Here is a 13,608-nt window from a genome sequence, read left to right as displayed (position 1 = left end):
TTTATTCTCCACCGGATGGCCCTCCTGCGCTCGCTGCCAAATCGTAAAAGGGTGATAGTATCCACTGATAAAGCCGCCGTTCTTCGAGAAAAAGCGTGACTGACGCTTTCATCCCATTCTCCGCAGGCAACTGGCGGCCCTGCCAGACGAAGCGGCTGGAGTCCGGTTCAACAGTGACGCGATACCAGGTCTGGGGAGCCAGAGCATCAGAGCCGGGGGCAGAGGGGTAAGTGGCCATCTCCTGAAAGGTTGCCGGCACCCCCGCCACGGCAACAATGTGCCCCGGATACAGACCAAACTTTTCCGAAGGAAACGCATCGTAGCGAATATTCACTTTATCGCCAACACGCAGAAAGGGTGCCGCATTGTCAGGTACCCACAGCACAAGCTGATAGCGTGATACGTTTCCGGGAATGATTTGCATCAGCGCATCGCTCGCACGGGCAACCTGTCCTGTTGCCGTATTCACCGAATCAACTCGTCCATCCGTTGGTGACGTGACTACCAGCGTGCCTGCAGCTTCAGCATCCGTGAGTTGCCGGTTAAGATCGCTTCGTTGTATCTCTAGCTGGTAGATTCGGTTATCAAAATCCGTCGCCTGCGTGTGAATATTCCCCTCAAGAGACATCACCTGCAGAGCATTTTGTTCATTTTGTGTGACCAGCGTCAGCAGGTCATTCTGCTGCTGGTAATAAAGCGCCGTTTGACTGGACAATTGATCCTGGTTAATCAGGCCACGGCGGTGATAATCACGGTAATTTTCCATATTGGCCTTCATAATTGCGATGCCCTGCTGCGACTGGTGGAGAATATCAGAAGAACGGCGCAACGCTTCTTCATAGCGCGCTTTTTGGGCGGTCAGGGTTTCCAGCGTAATTTTCCTGTTTTCTCTGAGTCTGGAGATAATACTTTCCACGGTATTTATCTGGCCGCGAATGGTTTCTCGCTGGCGTATACTGACGCCACCCGACAATGTGGTTCTGCTGATGTCAATATCCATTAAGGGTTGCCCCTTTTTAACCCGTTCTCCGGGCCAGACACGCTGAGAAACAATAACTCCCCGGGCTTCTGAGAATAATGTTATCGCCCGCGGCACTGAGACCAGTTCGCCCCTGACGGCAACCCGCCTTGTATAGGTGCCAGAGATCAACAAAATCAACAGGCACAGGAAAAACAGGATGGTAAATCCGCTGACCAGTAATGGGGAAAGAGGAGGAATAAGCACGGCTTTTCCTGCCCAGCGTCGTTTTCTGTGCACCAGCGCTTCCTGTCTGAAAAGCATTCTTTTACTCTCCTGAAAAACGGCGACTCAGCATCCACCGCCACCGTATACAATAAATTACGCATGGCTTTTGCCGGGCAGAAAGTGATATTTCCCAAGAGCAGAAAGGTGCATGAAAATGGAAGAAATGCGAATTGAGATTTTCTGGTAACATTAAACTTTATTTAGAAGGGGTTAGTAATGGCCCCACACCATTTGCGGGGCCATTAATCAGATGGTTGTTGAGCTACTTTCAGGGGATTAAATCCCGACTCAATCCCTTTGATAAACCACCGAAAGCTTCTCCAAAAGCCTTACCCATTGTTCCAGTACTTACGCCAGCGATTGCAGCAGCCCGCCTTCAATAGAAGAAAGAACCGTTACCAGTTATCCCCTATTATATGGAGAACCACGGCCAGAGCCAGCGCGAATAGCATCGCCAGAGCCAGCGCGAATAGCATCGCCAGAGCCAGCGCGAATAGCATCGCCAGAGCCAGCGCGAATAGCATCGCCAGAGCCAAGATTGATACTTTTCGCTTTACCATTGTCACTTCTAGGGCCAACTGGTCGACCACTACGGCCCTCGAATATTGTGCCAGCTCCACTTGGATCAAAGCTTTCTACTTTGTTCACAAGAAGGCCCGCACCAGAAACAAATTTAATTTCATCGGAAGATAAAGTTTTCATTTTTTTCTCCAGTATAACTGCGCTTAACAAGAGTCTCTCTTATGCAGCATTCACCTATATTCGTCAATATTTTTTTGTTAACAATAAATACAACAAAATGTAAATCTCGTTTTATCATTTCATTAATAATGAAGGTTTTTAATGCCAGGAACGAAGTTTTTCGGACAAAATATTAAGGTCAATGACTGGATAAGCTCCTGATTATCCTTTTGATATGTTAAAAAACCGGGCACCAGTCTTCAGTCCTGATAATGTCAAGGTGATACACCCATTTTATTGCCCGCGGGAGAGTACCCGCTCATCACCCGTCACTTTGCTCTGCGGTCCATGAAACAGTGGAGGTTGAGCACGCTAAGTGCAGCAGTTGTATTGAGCTCAGACAGGCCACTGCGTGGTTTGATGATAATACGTGAGTCATTTACAGACGATGAAACCAGTTCAGAAATCTGAGCCGTAGCCGATTGGGCAAAACTAATGGCTGACTGTAAAAGAACAGTGCTAATGATAAGAAAGTAGAGGTCTTGTTATTCACAGGATCGGTTCGGTTGATAACGTTTAAGCGCCAGAAAGTTTCTCAACCTGACGTCCGTAAGAACATTCTTTATCCAGACAGGACGTCGCGCCGGGAAGCGCGAATGCATCATTGCGGCATAAAGTATATAAGCACATGGCTGATTTGCTGACAGACCATGATAAGAATGTGGTTTATGCATACTTCATCGAAAAAATAACAATTATAAATTACAGATACAGCATAAAGCAGCAAAAGCTGTGGGGTTGTAGCATCAGTAAATTCATTTGCGAACTCCCTGCTACCTATTCTGCGAGACTGTAATTAAAATTGTGTAATTGCCTGTTTTTGATATGTTCACTCCAACAATGGAGACAGGCAAATTATGGACGAGAAGAAACTTAAGGCCCTTGCTGCTGAACTGGCCAAAGGCCTCAAAACTGAGGCCGGCCTTAATCAGTTTTCCCGCATGCTCACGAAGCTGACCGTTGAAACGGCACTCAATGCAGAACTGACTGACCACCTCGGGCATGAGAAAAATGCCCCTAAAACCGGCACCAATACCCGCAACGGCTACTCTTCGAAAACGCTGCTGTGCGACGACGGTGAAATCGGGCTAAACACGCCGCGCGACCGGGAAAATACCTTTGAACCTCTGCTGATTAAGAAGAATCAGACGCGTATCACGCAGATGGACAGCCAGATTTTATCCTTGTATGCCAAAGGCATGACCACGCGGGAAATCGTCGATACGTTCAAAGAGATGTACGATGCTGATGTGTCACCGCCCCTGATATCAAAAGTCACGGATGCCGTTAAAGAGCAGGTCGCCGAATGGCAGAATCGCCAGCTGGATGCGCTCTATCCCATTGTTTATCTGGACTGTATTGTTGTTAAGGTTCGTCAGAATGGCAGCGTGATTAACAAAGCGGTGTTCCTGGCGCCGGGCATCAATACCGAAGGCCGGAAAGAGCTTCCGGGGATGTGGCTGGCTGAAAATGAAGGTGCAAAGTTCTGGCTGAACGTGCTGACGGAACTTAAAAATCGCGGCCTTCAGGACATCCTGATTGCCTGCGTGGATGGCCTGAAGGGCTTCCCGGATGCGATAAACAGCGTCTATCCGCAGACTCACATCCAGCTGTGCATCATCCACATGGTGCGTAACCGCCTGAAATACGTGGCGTGGAAGGACTACAAAGCGGTCACAGGCGGGCTGAAAACCGTTTATCAGGCACTAACAGAAGCGGCCGCACGGATGGCGCTGGATGCGTTCGCCGAAGAATGGGATGACAAATATCCACAAATCAGCAAAAGCTGGCGTGCGCACGGGGAAAACCTCAATACGTTCTTCGGCTATCCGTCTGACATCCGAAAAGCTATCTACACCACGAATGCCATTGAGTCGCTGAACAGCGTGATCCGTGCCGCCATTAAGAAACGCAAGGTATTCCCGACGGATGACTCAGTGCGAAAGGTTATTTACCTGGCAATCCAGTCGGCATCGAAAAAATGGAGTATGCCGGTCCAGAACTGTCGGCTGGCGATGAGCCGCTTTATTATTGAGTTCGGTGACCGCCTGAGCGTTCACCTTTGACGTGGTGGCAGTTACACAGAATTATTTACAGGGTCTATTCTGCTGAATTAATTCACCTAAAAGACACAAATTGATAATAGATTTGTCACGCGATCGGTGCGTCTGTTTTTTGTTTAATACCCTGCCGCAAAATCAGACCTTCTTCAGATTCGGCGATACTTAATTTCTAGCCCGCAGGCATCATTCATCGTCGGCATTGAATGTTGAATACTCATCAAGACAAGGACGTTATATGCAATTGCAGCACCTTAAGACACCTCCAGCTTTCGTTACCCTGTCTCTTATCACCGTACTGATGACAGACTGCTCTTCTGAGCAAAAAGGAATGTGTATGCTGGAGAAATGCAGACGCTTTCTGGTCAGTCAAAAAGCAACACCTTGGGTAGGATTATCGTTCTTTTTAATTCATTTAGTGTGGAAGTTGGCGATTTACATCTCAAAATGTGGACCACTGCAATCATCCGACCAACAAAAATGCATTCCCTCTGCTGTCACTGGCAACGGTTGGTTATTGCAATGCCTGTCCGATACGCAATTTAGCACAATTAACGCGCCGCAGGATACAATGATCGTTTTCACCTGCCTGACACGCACACGCACGTTATAAGGCGCAGGAGGCATGCTACTTGATACCTTTTATTCAGACAGGTAAATGCACTGTAACCCGATAATGATTTCACCTGAACGGGAACTTATAATCTGGACAGAACCTGACCCTTTTTTGCTTACAGGACAGATATGATTGCCAGCCAGATGATTGCCAACCGACAGACTTTCTTTGGCCGGGGAAGTCTGAGCCAGCTGTTACCACTACTCGCTGATAAGCCCGCTGCGACGCTGCTTTTTTGCGGGCGTTCTTTCCTCAAAGGCACGGCCTGGAGCGTATATCAATCTGAACTTGAACCACAGTTTATCGGCCATGAAATTGTCAGTCATGAAGCCTCTCCGGCAGAAATTGATGCATGGGTTGAGCGATGGCGTGGTAAGGTAGAACGAGTGGTGGCAATTGGCGGCGGCAGCGTACTTGATGCGGCTAAAGCGTTCGCCGCGCTGAGTCAGCATCCGCTGAATACGCTTCGCTATCTGGAAAAAGTGGGCGACACGCCCTTGAGTGGTGCAACGCTACCGCTTATCGCCATCCCCACCACCGCAGGAACGGGTAGCGAAGTAACGCAAAATGCCGTAGTTACAGATAAAACGGCGCATAAGGTAAAAGCATCGTTGCGCCATGCCAACTTCGTTCCGCAGATTGCCATTCTTGATGCAGATTTGCTGCGCGGCACGACCACTCACATTCTTACCTGCTGCGCTATCGATACTTTCACTCACCTGTTTGAGGCATGGCTTTCCTGCAAAGGTAATCTTTTTACTCGCCAGACGGCATTGAGCGGAATGCGCGCATTTATCAACGGCTGGCCTTATCTGGACAAGGATGGTTCTCCAGGTGACCAGGCTCGTGAGCAAATGTTGTTAGCTTCATGGCAGGGGGGATTGAGTCTGAGTATGGCAGGGCTGGGCGTGATTCATGGTATCGCTGGGGAGCTAGGTGCCATCAAAAATTATCATCATGGTGAGGTCTGTGGCCGCCTGCTACTGCCTTTCCTTGAGCTACTGAACAAAACAGAAAACCCTGAGCAGCAGGCATTGATGGCCGATCTGGCCGCTGCACTTTTTCCCGTCCATGCCCTTTCTCCTGCAAAAATGCTGGCAGAATGGTTGAAGGATCGGGCAATTGCACCTTTCTGGCAGGATGCCCCCCCACTCACAGTCTCAGAAATTGACTGGATACTGGCACGTTCAAACAGTAAAAACTCCCTGGTCACGTACAGCAAAGCCCAGCAGCGCTTTATGTTGGAAAGCGCCTTTTCCGTTCAGTAACGCCGTAAGATGTTTGCGTTTCACGCGGCGATATCTGGCCAGATAGTCCATACTCTCCCTTTGCCATGTCACAGGAGACATGAATGAAAATCGATCTGAGCGGAAAAACAGCTTACCCAAGGAGCAGATCTCAATGAACTGCGGTGACGTTTGTTAAAGAAAATCGTCCCGGCTCCCTCATTCAGCATGCTGCAAGTGTCGAAGAGGTAAGCAATATGGCGGTTTATGTTAGCTCTCCACTTGCTTCTGCAACAACAGTCGCTGCCCTGCGGGTAGATGGTGGAGTAGTAGATACACCCTTTTAATCCCGGCATAGAAAGTGACTTTTCACCAGCGAATTCAGGTCAATGAAGACAATCAGATTATGACATTTACCCTTTACGCTGTCAGATCTGGCATTAAATATGCACAATTCTGCAGTTCAGCGCAAACATAGTGTAAATATTAGGTTATTTTCCAGATACAGGCGTTCAGCGTCGTTCTGCCGGGTGGCCCTGAGTACGCGCATGTAGTGTTTTTTGCCGGTGTCGAGCGTGACGGCGATATGACGGCGGGCCGGTACGTCTCCGGCGACGGCCGTGTCCGACAGGCCGCAATATTCCACATCCATATAATTCCCGTTCAGTCCGGAAACCGGCACCAGCTCGTCAGGATCGCCTGCGATCCTGACGAGCTGGCGGCCCCCGCAGCCAGTAAAACAGCACGCGCAGTGCCCGCTGGTCCGTGCGGCCTGAGACGGTCCACGTATGCTGTGCGGCGTAAAACGGCCGCTGCGCCGCGTCGGTGCGGTACGGGATGCCCACCGTGTTATCCAGTTTCATTATCAGGCGCTGAAATTCCGCGCTGAGATCTTCCCGGTAATCAGGTTCATGCTCCAGCACCGGCACGCCCAGATAGGTGACCGGCGGGGCCGTTGCGTTCAGAGACACGAAAGCGCACCTGTGCCGATATCAGCGAACCACGCCGGGTGATGGCGGGCGGTTCGGTCAGCACGGCCGGGCGCAGGGGGTAAACCAGCGCCTCTTTGAACGTCAGCCAGGTGGCCCCTATGCTTGAAATCGTGCAGCTTTCCCACTGTGCCAGCCAGCCGGGCTGCGACTGGATCAGCACCTCTGCACCGGCGACGAACTCACGGCCCGCAGTCGGCACGCCGACCGTTTTCTTTCCCGCCGCGTAGTTTGTGGTTATCTGCACCACGTCAGCCCACAGCGGGATGGCCCATTCCATAGCACCCACGCGCGCCAGCCAGTTCTGGAACGCGCCGCGCTCCACACCGGCACATACGGTGGTCAGTTCAAAATACCGGCGGGGCGTCAGGCGGCGTGCGACGCGCTGTTCTGCTCCCGTCGGCGACTGTAAAACGTCTGTTTTCCACTCAAGGGTTTCGGTCAGACCTTCCGACCAGTCCGGCGCACCCAGCCACGGGAAGACGGCCATTATTTGACCCTCAGTATCTGGCGGAGCGTGGAAGCGTTGCTGCTGATAAAGGTGATCATGGTGCGTTTACCGCTGGCCGTGTTCACGCCCTTACTGAGCGCCTCGGTCGGGTCAAAGACCAGCGTCTGCTGTAATACGGGCTGCTGCGTCGGTGCGCTGATGTTCACTATGGGGCGTGAAAATGCCGCAGAGGAAACCGGCCCAGCGTTTGCTCCTGTCTGCTGCGTTTCATTTATCCGCCTTTTTGTCCAGTTTCTGCTCAATACGCTGTAGCATTGCCATAATCTGCTGGAAATCACGGTGTGCATCGTCGCGGCGCTGATAGTTGTCACGAATATCGCGCAGCTCGTCCCTGAATTTTTTCTGGTCCTCATTGATGTTACGGGCCCAGAAAGAAATCAGACCGGTGGAGATTGCCAGCACGATGCTGAATGCAGAATTCAGCAGCGCAAAGCGCCGGATTCACCCGCCGCCCGCAGCGCATGGTATTCAGCAATAAAACGCCTGTTGCGAAGCTCCCGCAGGGCAGCAGAACAGCGCGGAATATAGAGCGTTTCGCCACCGAAACGGGCCGCAATTTTCTTTGCGGACTCCACAGGAACAGCAGACGCCAGAACGTCAACACGACGTTTTCCCGTCGTGTTGACGTTCTTTCCGACCGGGAAGGACACGCCGCCGACATGCTCTATTAACGACTGCGTGTCACGATAGCCGATTAATTCGACCAGTTCCAGCACGACCGCCTGTAACAGTTCGCTGACGGATTCAAAATTTTTGTTCCGGATCATTGTCTGCTGCCTCCCGTTTCTGCCGCCGTTTCTGGTCAGCAATCAGTTCCTGCATCAGTTTAAACAGCTCTTCATCGGTCAGCCATTCGACAGCCTGACGGCCTTCAAACATATGCCGCGCCATCGCTTCGGCATACTGCCACGGCCGGGCGGATACGGTCAGCAGTGCTTCAATTTTGGCGAGAACGTCTTCCCGACTCCGGGCGACGTGCGGGCGGCGGCCGCGCCGTGGATTACAGCGCGGAAAACCACTCTGGTGCATATGCTCCAGCACGCTTTCCAGCTCAGCTACGGTGCATTTGGTGCTGCTGGTTTTACCGGTAAACCGGGCCAGTACAGCCCGGTATGTTTCATCATCCCAGTTAAGGGCGGATTTGCCGGTATGCAGCACGCGAATTAATTTTTGTTTAATCACATTCGCGGCCATGTTTACGCTACCCGTTATTGACAGTAAACGGCAGTTCTCCCAGCATGAATAACGCAAGCGTTATCCCCAGCCTGAGTCCACGGCCCAGTTCGGAACCTGCCTTAATATCCGGATACTGATAACCCAGTTCAATATCCGCATCCTTCTTATCAACGACAAGTTGCAGCTGGGCTACTTTATTTTTGTGCCATTCGGTGACACAGGCGGCCAGTTCAGAAACTTTATCACTGTCATCATTGAAATTAATCATGATTAACCCTCAGAGTTTTACCCATCATCAGCCCGGCCTTGTCGGATATACAGCTTCGAACGAGCACGGATAATTTCATCAGAGTTTCAGCAGAAAGGACGCATTCACGAGCACTGGTTAACTCTGCCATTCTGCCAAGGTGTTGCAGCTCATTAGCCCATTTATTCAGAGTGGCATCCCGGCTGCTATCAGGTAACGCAGGGGCAAGGTGTTCACCGAACGCCCCTCAATGCTCACCACGACCGCGCCGTGTCCCAGCGTCTAGGCTCCGGAGCGGGTGACGACCCGTTCACCGTCGCCGGGCTGGTTAACCAGTGGGAAATAATAAAACTTACTGCCGACAGGATAGAGGATATTAAATTCATCTGCCGTCATATTCAGGGGTAGTAATTTTATTTTCATGATTTGATTTTCCATTTCTTATTGTGCCGCTCTATTGCGGCTTTCATATCACTGCGGGCCTGACCACGCAGAATTGCGCGGCTGTCTGCGCCCCAGAATCTGAAGCGTGTTTTTCCGGGGTATTCTGTAAACTCCTGCGCTGACGCGCGGTTATTAAAGGTGTAGTTACGTTGTTTTCCGTTATCGTAATAATTACAGCTGGTCACGCTCAGATACATGTTTCACCCCGCCGGTTATACGTTCGGTTACACGGGAATTCCACACGTCGATGGCAGACTGAAACGCCTTTTTATGCACCCATTCACAGGCTTTACGGCTGCGGATATTTCGTCCTGAAAATTCCGTTTCGAAATCTCCGGCTACTCTTGCGCCACAATTATCACATTCAGCTTAATAATAAGGTGTGTGCGTATTACTAACGTTAATGTAGCGGGAACCACAGAACGGACACGGCCTCAGCGCCGGGTCGGCATCCGGCTCATATTCACCGTGCGCGCTCCACCCGTAAGAATCACCAAATACTCTTAACTCCATATAACCCTCGCTTATTTTTCAAAAGGGGGCATAAAACCCGTAATAAAGGCAAGGAACAACGTAATAAGGACTGCAAAGGGGATCGCGATTATACAAATAATAATTGCAACACCAACACAGCTGATAACGTCTGTCACCTTAATTAAAACGTTTCCTATCCGCATACATACCTCACCGTTGAGAAAATCAGACCCATCCAGAAGAAGAAACAACCGACAATCATAAATACCCAGATGTGTCTTTTGATAATATCCATATATTCCATATTCCTGATTAAGGGCGCGGGGAACCCTGACGGATAATCGCGCCGTTGTTATAAAAATCAGACTTCAGACTAATGCAGGAACGGCCGGTCTCAGCTTGTTGACGTTGACAAAGTAAGGATTAATGCTTATTTCAACAAAAGTTTTACCGTCAACATCATTAGCCGTGCCGATTGTTTTACATCGTTTCCCCTGAAAATGTTCAGGATTGACAGAATAAAAAAAATAATCGTCGGGCCGGTGGCGCTGATTAAAATCAGCTGCCCCGTTAAAAGCCAGGCCGGATCGTCTGGACAGGTAGTCGCAGGTTTCAGCCCGGCAGGCCGCCCAGGACTGATTTTTTTACTGGCAGGGCACGTTACGGCGCGGCGTGTGCATAGGCTCCCTGACGTTCGAGCTGTGCTGCCTCGTTTGCAAACCGCGCATAGCTATTGCCACGGCATGACATCGCGGGATTGTTCATAAGCAGATCCCGGCAATATCAAGCGGTATGGTCCGGTATTGATCGGAGTCGCCTATACGTTCATAAACGCGGATATAAGACCGGCTGCCGACAACCTGCACGGCTTCCCCGATTGCCGTCATGGCCTTAATCCAGCGCGGGTCGTCAATATCCAGCTTGCGTAATTTCAGCACCTCGCCAGTGTTGATCTCGCCTTCCTTGTCCGTGGAGAACACACGATTGATCAGCGCGTGGATCTCCGGGCACGCGCCCTCTGTCCAGTCAGCCAGGCAGGCGTCAATCAGAGCTTTAGCAGCCTGTAAGTGTTCATCAAAAGCAATTTTATCCTGCATGGCGCGCTGGATTTTATAGCGTCCGTCGAACGTGAACAGCGTCACATTGCCTTTTTTACCGCCGAGACTGACGCCGTATTCATTCGCGGAAAGGTCCACAAAAGCGGCAATATCAGCAAAGCCGGTCAGTTTGAAGTCTGCGAGTAATTTATTCAGCTCAACTGCACGGCCTATAATTTCACCGACCAGGGCATCGCGCGCCATATCAATCGGCTTAATCAGACTCTCAGGCGTCATAACGCCTTTGGCGTCCACCCAGTAACCGGTCGGCGCTTCTTCTTCAGTTAACTTATTGTTTTAATTTTATATTTTTCAATCTCGCTGTTTTTGAGTTAAGTTGTTCGGTATATTTTAAAAAAATATAACCGATTCCCCTCTGAATCATTTCTGCCAGTTCTTTTTCATGGTTACAGTAATTTCCTGCAACTCCGTTAACCTCAATATCCAAATCCATTCTGCTATTTTCATGTGCAATTTTGGGTCGTGACGCAGATTTATTGATAATGATGAAGGGTAAGATACCAACCGATGATCTTATCGTGCATTTCCTCTGACTTCGAAAAGCAAATTGTTCTGCGAGTCAGTCGTTTGATATGTGTGCGAAGATTAAGATTATGTCGTTCTGTCCGTTGGGTATATTTCTTGCTCACCACGTGGCTTGTTGCACTTAACAGAACTTTATAAACCGGCCACGCATCTGTCATATAAAAGGCAATGTTAAATTTGCTTAACAGGGCCAGCAATCGTCGCAGGGTCGGGGCATTTCTCGGGCCGAAGACATGGGCCAGAGCACGTTTGCGGATACGGTCATAAGCATAGAACAACCACCGGGGATTGCTTTTACACCGCACGTAAGACCATTGTTCACTGGCTTCACAGCAGATAACAACCTCCGTTTCGGGGTCGATATTCTCAGCTACCTGCTTTGGGGAAATTTTTTTACGTGCCGCAGAACCGTATTGAGGCTGATACCGAGAACCCGTGCGGTATCGCGACATCCGTAACCATTCATGGCCATATTAACAATGGTCTGGTGTGTGTCTGGTTTGGCACCGGAGTAGCTAAAGTTGAGCTGAAAGGTCTTTGAACAATGCTTGCAGATGTAACGTTGGGCACCGGATGCTGAATGTCCGTTACATCGTACAGCATGAGTTTCATTGCACTGAGGGCAGACGACATCAACTTTAGCCATATGTTACATCCAAAGCGCAAAGCATACGTGATCAGCAAGTCTGCGTCACGACCGACTATCCGGCACTGCTATTTAGCAGAATAAATAAATCTTTACCGCAGGGTTTAACAGGAAGACACACCCCTGATACGTTAAACTATCACTTTTTGAAAAAAGAGGCAGCGATTTAATTACTGTTGTTCATAAAGGCAAAATCATCATCACTACTGGCCACAAGAATTTACCAACGCTCATCCCATCAAACCCCGGAGCGAAATCACTTAAACGCAGAGTTACTTGATTATGAAATTCAAATCCAGAGAGCTGATTTCATTTTTATTTAACGATGACGCTGACAATTTTAAAAACACCAACAACCAACCAGGCATCAGCCAATTTTTTATTTAACTCTGTAATAGCCTTTATATAACGCAGTATTTTACCATGATAGATTTTCATGCCAAACCAACTTCATTGACTCAACTAGCTAAAGAGATGGCGATTATTTAAAACCATTTATTTATACCAGCGCTGCTATGTTTAACAACAACCCGATCTGGAATGAATAGAATAAACGTTGCAGGCGTCAGCGGTGAAAACAGCATGAGAGATGGCAAAACGCTGATGATAACGCAGACGAAAAGCATGCATCTCCTGCGAATCCGGTTCCAGCTCACGTAAAAAAACCAGTGCCAGACGCACATGCTCACTCGACATTTCCGTTGGGAGATAAGCTTTCCTCAGTACCCCGCGCCAGAAAGTCAGGTTTTCTTCTGACTCATCAACAATAAAAACATGATAAATAAGCAAAACCATCGCAGCATTGCTCAAGTGAGTTTCATTGTCCCGGCCAAGATAAGCAACAAATTCATCTCCTGCCGTGCGTCCCATTAAGGTAATAAGAGACTCAACAAAAATTGGTTCGATATTTAACCTTCGGGTCAATGCCTTTGCAGCGCGGCGCTTCTGCGAGTTGAGCACGCGGAAACCAACGATAAAAACCACAATCAGTGTCAACAGCATTAGCCAAATCATTGAATATCCATTTTAAAAAGTATCAGGTTACCCCTGTCATAACACAACAGGGGGACAGATTAACAGCCGCTTTATGTATGGGCAACTGGAGAGTTGTCTATATGCAATAATTTGTTAACATAACCAAAACAGAAAATTCATGCCTTGTTATGGATATGAGGATGAAAATAAAACTGGGTATGACTCAAGATTGCAAGCTATAATGCCCCTGCATGAAAAACAAGGAGTGTCCATGTCGATTTATATGATTACCGCCATCCCGTTATTACTTGTCTCTCTGACTATGCTTGTGATGGCGGCAAAGCGAAAACAGCGTATCTATTTTAACCTTGGACTCAGCTTGATGTTAGCTTCTGTCATCAATTTCTTGGTAGGACTTTACACGGGGAATAATTTACGTTAATAACAGAGAAGCAATGGCCCATTGCAAATGACAGCCACTTAACCAGTACAAAAACGTTATTTTTAAACGCTTACTAACAGGTATACTCATACCGTAATGTGCATTTTCCTGTGCACTGTCGATGTTAAAAAAATAACCAGCAACAACACAGTCGTCACATGACCAAATTAGG

Annotated in this window: 20 protein-coding genes and 1 pseudogene; 5 read left to right on the top strand and 16 right to left on the bottom strand. The window is 49.0% G+C overall.

Annotated elements, in window-relative coordinates; genetic code table 11:
* Position 1: 1 nt before the first annotated feature.
* Both LU633_RS08560 and LU633_RS08555 read right to left on the bottom strand, forming a co-directional pair.
* Positions 2 to 1,282: an HlyD family secretion protein gene (locus LU633_RS08560; protein WP_016191878.1), complete on the bottom strand. Its 1,281-nt coding sequence runs from the start codon at positions 1,280 to 1,282 to the stop codon at positions 2 to 4.
* 366 nt (positions 1,283 to 1,648) lie between these two features.
* Positions 1,649 to 1,894, bottom strand: a complete 246-nt coding sequence (locus LU633_RS08555) for a hypothetical protein (RefSeq protein ID WP_161796958.1) — start codon at positions 1,892 to 1,894, stop codon at positions 1,649 to 1,651.
* Between the two features lie 950 nt (positions 1,895 to 2,844).
* On the opposite strand from LU633_RS08555, the gene LU633_RS08550 reads away from it, so the two are divergent.
* From LU633_RS08550 to LU633_RS08535, 4 genes and pseudogenes are all read left to right on the top strand, one after another.
* Positions 2,845 to 4,053, top strand: a complete 1,209-nt coding sequence (locus tag LU633_RS08550) for an IS256 family transposase (RefSeq protein ID WP_046371804.1) — start codon at positions 2,845 to 2,847, stop codon at positions 4,051 to 4,053.
* Between the two features lie 232 nt (positions 4,054 to 4,285).
* The gene (locus tag LU633_RS08545; protein ID WP_233478843.1) at positions 4,286 to 4,660 is read left to right on the top strand and encodes a hypothetical protein; all 375 of its coding nucleotides are present in this window, start codon (positions 4,286 to 4,288) and stop codon (positions 4,658 to 4,660) included.
* Between the two features lie 131 nt (positions 4,661 to 4,791).
* Positions 4,792 to 5,931 carry an iron-containing alcohol dehydrogenase gene (locus LU633_RS08540; RefSeq protein ID WP_016191876.1) on the top strand — a complete coding sequence of 380 codons (1,140 nt, stop codon included), beginning with the start codon at positions 4,792 to 4,794 and terminating at the stop codon, positions 5,929 to 5,931.
* A 149-nt stretch (positions 5,932 to 6,080) separates the two neighbouring features.
* Positions 6,081 to 6,236 (top strand): annotated as a pseudogene (locus tag LU633_RS08535) (short-chain dehydrogenase/reductase SDR); the annotation flags it as partial.
* Positions 6,237 to 6,352: 116 nt separating this feature from the next.
* On the opposite strand, the gene LU633_RS08530 reads toward LU633_RS08535, so the two are convergent.
* The 14 genes from LU633_RS08530 to LU633_RS08465 all read right to left on the bottom strand — a co-directional run bounded on the left by LU633_RS08530 (position 6,353) and on the right by LU633_RS08465 (position 13,033).
* Positions 6,353 to 6,541 (bottom strand): hypothetical protein, encoded by a 189-nt coding sequence (locus tag LU633_RS08530; RefSeq protein WP_152664141.1) that lies wholly within the window; start codon positions 6,539 to 6,541, stop codon positions 6,353 to 6,355.
* Between the two features lie 37 nt (positions 6,542 to 6,578).
* On the bottom strand, positions 6,579 to 6,860 hold the full coding sequence (locus tag LU633_RS08525) for a hypothetical protein (protein ID WP_152664140.1): 282 nt from the start codon (positions 6,858 to 6,860) through the stop codon (positions 6,579 to 6,581).
* On the bottom strand, positions 6,799 to 7,368 hold the full coding sequence (locus tag LU633_RS08520; RefSeq protein ID WP_040465702.1) for a hypothetical protein: 570 nt from the start codon (positions 7,366 to 7,368) through the stop codon (positions 6,799 to 6,801). Before LU633_RS08520 ends, LU633_RS08525 begins: the two co-directional genes overlap by 62 nt.
* Complete coding sequence (locus LU633_RS08515) at positions 7,368 to 7,535, bottom strand: hypothetical protein (protein WP_157275248.1); 168 nt, start codon at positions 7,533 to 7,535, stop codon at positions 7,368 to 7,370. Before LU633_RS08515 ends, LU633_RS08520 begins: the two co-directional genes overlap by 1 nt.
* A 61-nt stretch (positions 7,536 to 7,596) precedes the next feature.
* Positions 7,597 to 7,791: a hypothetical protein gene (locus LU633_RS08510; RefSeq protein WP_016191873.1), complete on the bottom strand. Its 195-nt coding sequence runs from the start codon at positions 7,789 to 7,791 to the stop codon at positions 7,597 to 7,599.
* Positions 7,792 to 7,808: 17 nt separating this feature from the next.
* The gene (locus tag LU633_RS08505) at positions 7,809 to 8,156 is read right to left on the bottom strand and encodes a Mor transcription activator family protein (RefSeq protein WP_016191872.1); all 348 of its coding nucleotides are present in this window, start codon (positions 8,154 to 8,156) and stop codon (positions 7,809 to 7,811) included.
* Positions 8,134 to 8,583 carry a gp16 family protein gene (locus LU633_RS08500; protein WP_016191871.1) on the bottom strand — a complete coding sequence of 150 codons (450 nt, stop codon included), beginning with the start codon at positions 8,581 to 8,583 and terminating at the stop codon, positions 8,134 to 8,136. The genes LU633_RS08505 and LU633_RS08500 overlap by 23 nt, the downstream gene beginning before the upstream one ends.
* Positions 8,584 to 8,590: 7 nt before the next feature.
* The gene (locus LU633_RS08495) at positions 8,591 to 8,833 is read right to left on the bottom strand and encodes a hypothetical protein (protein WP_016191870.1); all 243 of its coding nucleotides are present in this window, start codon (positions 8,831 to 8,833) and stop codon (positions 8,591 to 8,593) included.
* Positions 8,834 to 9,094: 261 nt separating this feature from the next.
* A complete protein-coding gene (locus LU633_RS08490) occupies positions 9,095 to 9,235 on the bottom strand; it encodes a hypothetical protein (RefSeq protein WP_157275247.1) in 141 nt (46 codons plus the stop codon).
* Positions 9,232 to 9,453, bottom strand: coding sequence for a hypothetical protein (locus tag LU633_RS08485; protein ID WP_016191869.1), 222 nt, complete (start codon positions 9,451 to 9,453; stop codon positions 9,232 to 9,234). Before LU633_RS08485 ends, LU633_RS08490 begins: the two co-directional genes overlap by 4 nt.
* 1,038 nt (positions 9,454 to 10,491) lie before the next feature.
* Entirely contained in the window at positions 10,492 to 11,064 is a 573-nt protein-coding gene (locus tag LU633_RS08480) for a DUF3164 family protein (protein WP_082103734.1), read from the bottom strand.
* A gap of 52 nt (positions 11,065 to 11,116) precedes the next feature.
* Positions 11,117 to 11,281, bottom strand: coding sequence for a hypothetical protein (locus LU633_RS08475; RefSeq protein ID WP_157275246.1), 165 nt, complete (start codon positions 11,279 to 11,281; stop codon positions 11,117 to 11,119).
* A gap of 40 nt (positions 11,282 to 11,321) precedes the next feature.
* Positions 11,322 to 12,019, bottom strand: a protein-coding gene (locus tag LU633_RS08470) for an IS1 family transposase (RefSeq protein ID WP_233482011.1) whose coding sequence is annotated in 2 segments (ribosomal slippage) — positions 11,322 to 11,770 and positions 11,770 to 12,019 — 699 coding nt in all. Because the reading frame shifts where the segments join, the coding sequence is not laid out codon by codon here.
* A gap of 519 nt (positions 12,020 to 12,538) precedes the next feature.
* A complete protein-coding gene (locus LU633_RS08465) occupies positions 12,539 to 13,033 on the bottom strand; it encodes a DUF1198 family protein (protein ID WP_040465700.1) in 495 nt (164 codons plus the stop codon).
* A gap of 232 nt (positions 13,034 to 13,265) precedes the next feature.
* On the opposite strand from LU633_RS08465, the gene LU633_RS08460 reads away from it, so the two are divergent.
* Entirely contained in the window at positions 13,266 to 13,436 is a 171-nt protein-coding gene (locus LU633_RS08460; protein WP_157275245.1) for a hypothetical protein, read from the top strand.
* Positions 13,437 to 13,608: the final 172 nt, after the last annotated feature.

It is taken from the genome of Erwinia tracheiphila (genome assembly GCF_021365465.1).
Classification (GTDB): Bacteria; Pseudomonadota; Gammaproteobacteria; order Enterobacterales; family Enterobacteriaceae; genus Erwinia; species Erwinia tracheiphila.
Note: the sequence above shows the minus strand (reverse complement) of the source record. Positions and strands in the feature narration are given on the sequence as shown.

Bases quoted from the DNA above. Each gene is read 5' to 3' on its own strand.
- LU633_RS08490 (WP_157275247.1), bottom strand. From the start codon at position 9,235: ATGAAAATAAAATTACTACCCCTGAATATGACGGCAGATGAATTTAAT.
- LU633_RS08500 (WP_016191871.1), bottom strand. From the start codon at position 8,583: ATGGCCGCGAATGTGATTAAACAAAAATTAATTCGCGTGCTGCATACC.
- LU633_RS08460 (WP_157275245.1), top strand. From the start codon at position 13,266: ATGTCGATTTATATGATTACCGCCATCCCGTTATTACTTGTCTCTCTG.
- LU633_RS08520 (WP_040465702.1), bottom strand. From the start codon at position 7,368: ATGGCCGTCTTCCCGTGGCTGGGTGCGCCGGACTGGTCGGAAGGTCTG.
- LU633_RS08530 (WP_152664141.1), bottom strand. From the start codon at position 6,541: ATGGATGTGGAATATTGCGGCCTGTCGGACACGGCCGTCGCCGGAGAC.
- LU633_RS08560 (WP_016191878.1), bottom strand. From the start codon at position 1,282: ATGCTTTTCAGACAGGAAGCGCTGGTGCACAGAAAACGACGCTGGGCA.
- LU633_RS08550 (WP_046371804.1), top strand. From the start codon at position 2,845: ATGGACGAGAAGAAACTTAAGGCCCTTGCTGCTGAACTGGCCAAAGGC.
- LU633_RS08480 (WP_082103734.1), bottom strand. From the start codon at position 11,064: ATGACGCCTGAGAGTCTGATTAAGCCGATTGATATGGCGCGCGATGCC.
- LU633_RS08540 (WP_016191876.1), top strand. From the start codon at position 4,792: ATGATTGCCAGCCAGATGATTGCCAACCGACAGACTTTCTTTGGCCGG.
- LU633_RS08505 (WP_016191872.1), bottom strand. From the start codon at position 8,156: ATGATCCGGAACAAAAATTTTGAATCCGTCAGCGAACTGTTACAGGCG.
- LU633_RS08475 (WP_157275246.1), bottom strand. From the start codon at position 11,281: ATGGATTTGGATATTGAGGTTAACGGAGTTGCAGGAAATTACTGTAAC.
- LU633_RS08545 (WP_233478843.1), top strand. From the start codon at position 4,286: ATGCAATTGCAGCACCTTAAGACACCTCCAGCTTTCGTTACCCTGTCT.
- LU633_RS08465 (WP_040465700.1), bottom strand. From the start codon at position 13,033: ATGATTTGGCTAATGCTGTTGACACTGATTGTGGTTTTTATCGTTGGT.
- LU633_RS08495 (WP_016191870.1), bottom strand. From the start codon at position 8,833: ATGATTAATTTCAATGATGACAGTGATAAAGTTTCTGAACTGGCCGCC.
- LU633_RS08485 (WP_016191869.1), bottom strand. From the start codon at position 9,453: ATGTATCTGAGCGTGACCAGCTGTAATTATTACGATAACGGAAAACAA.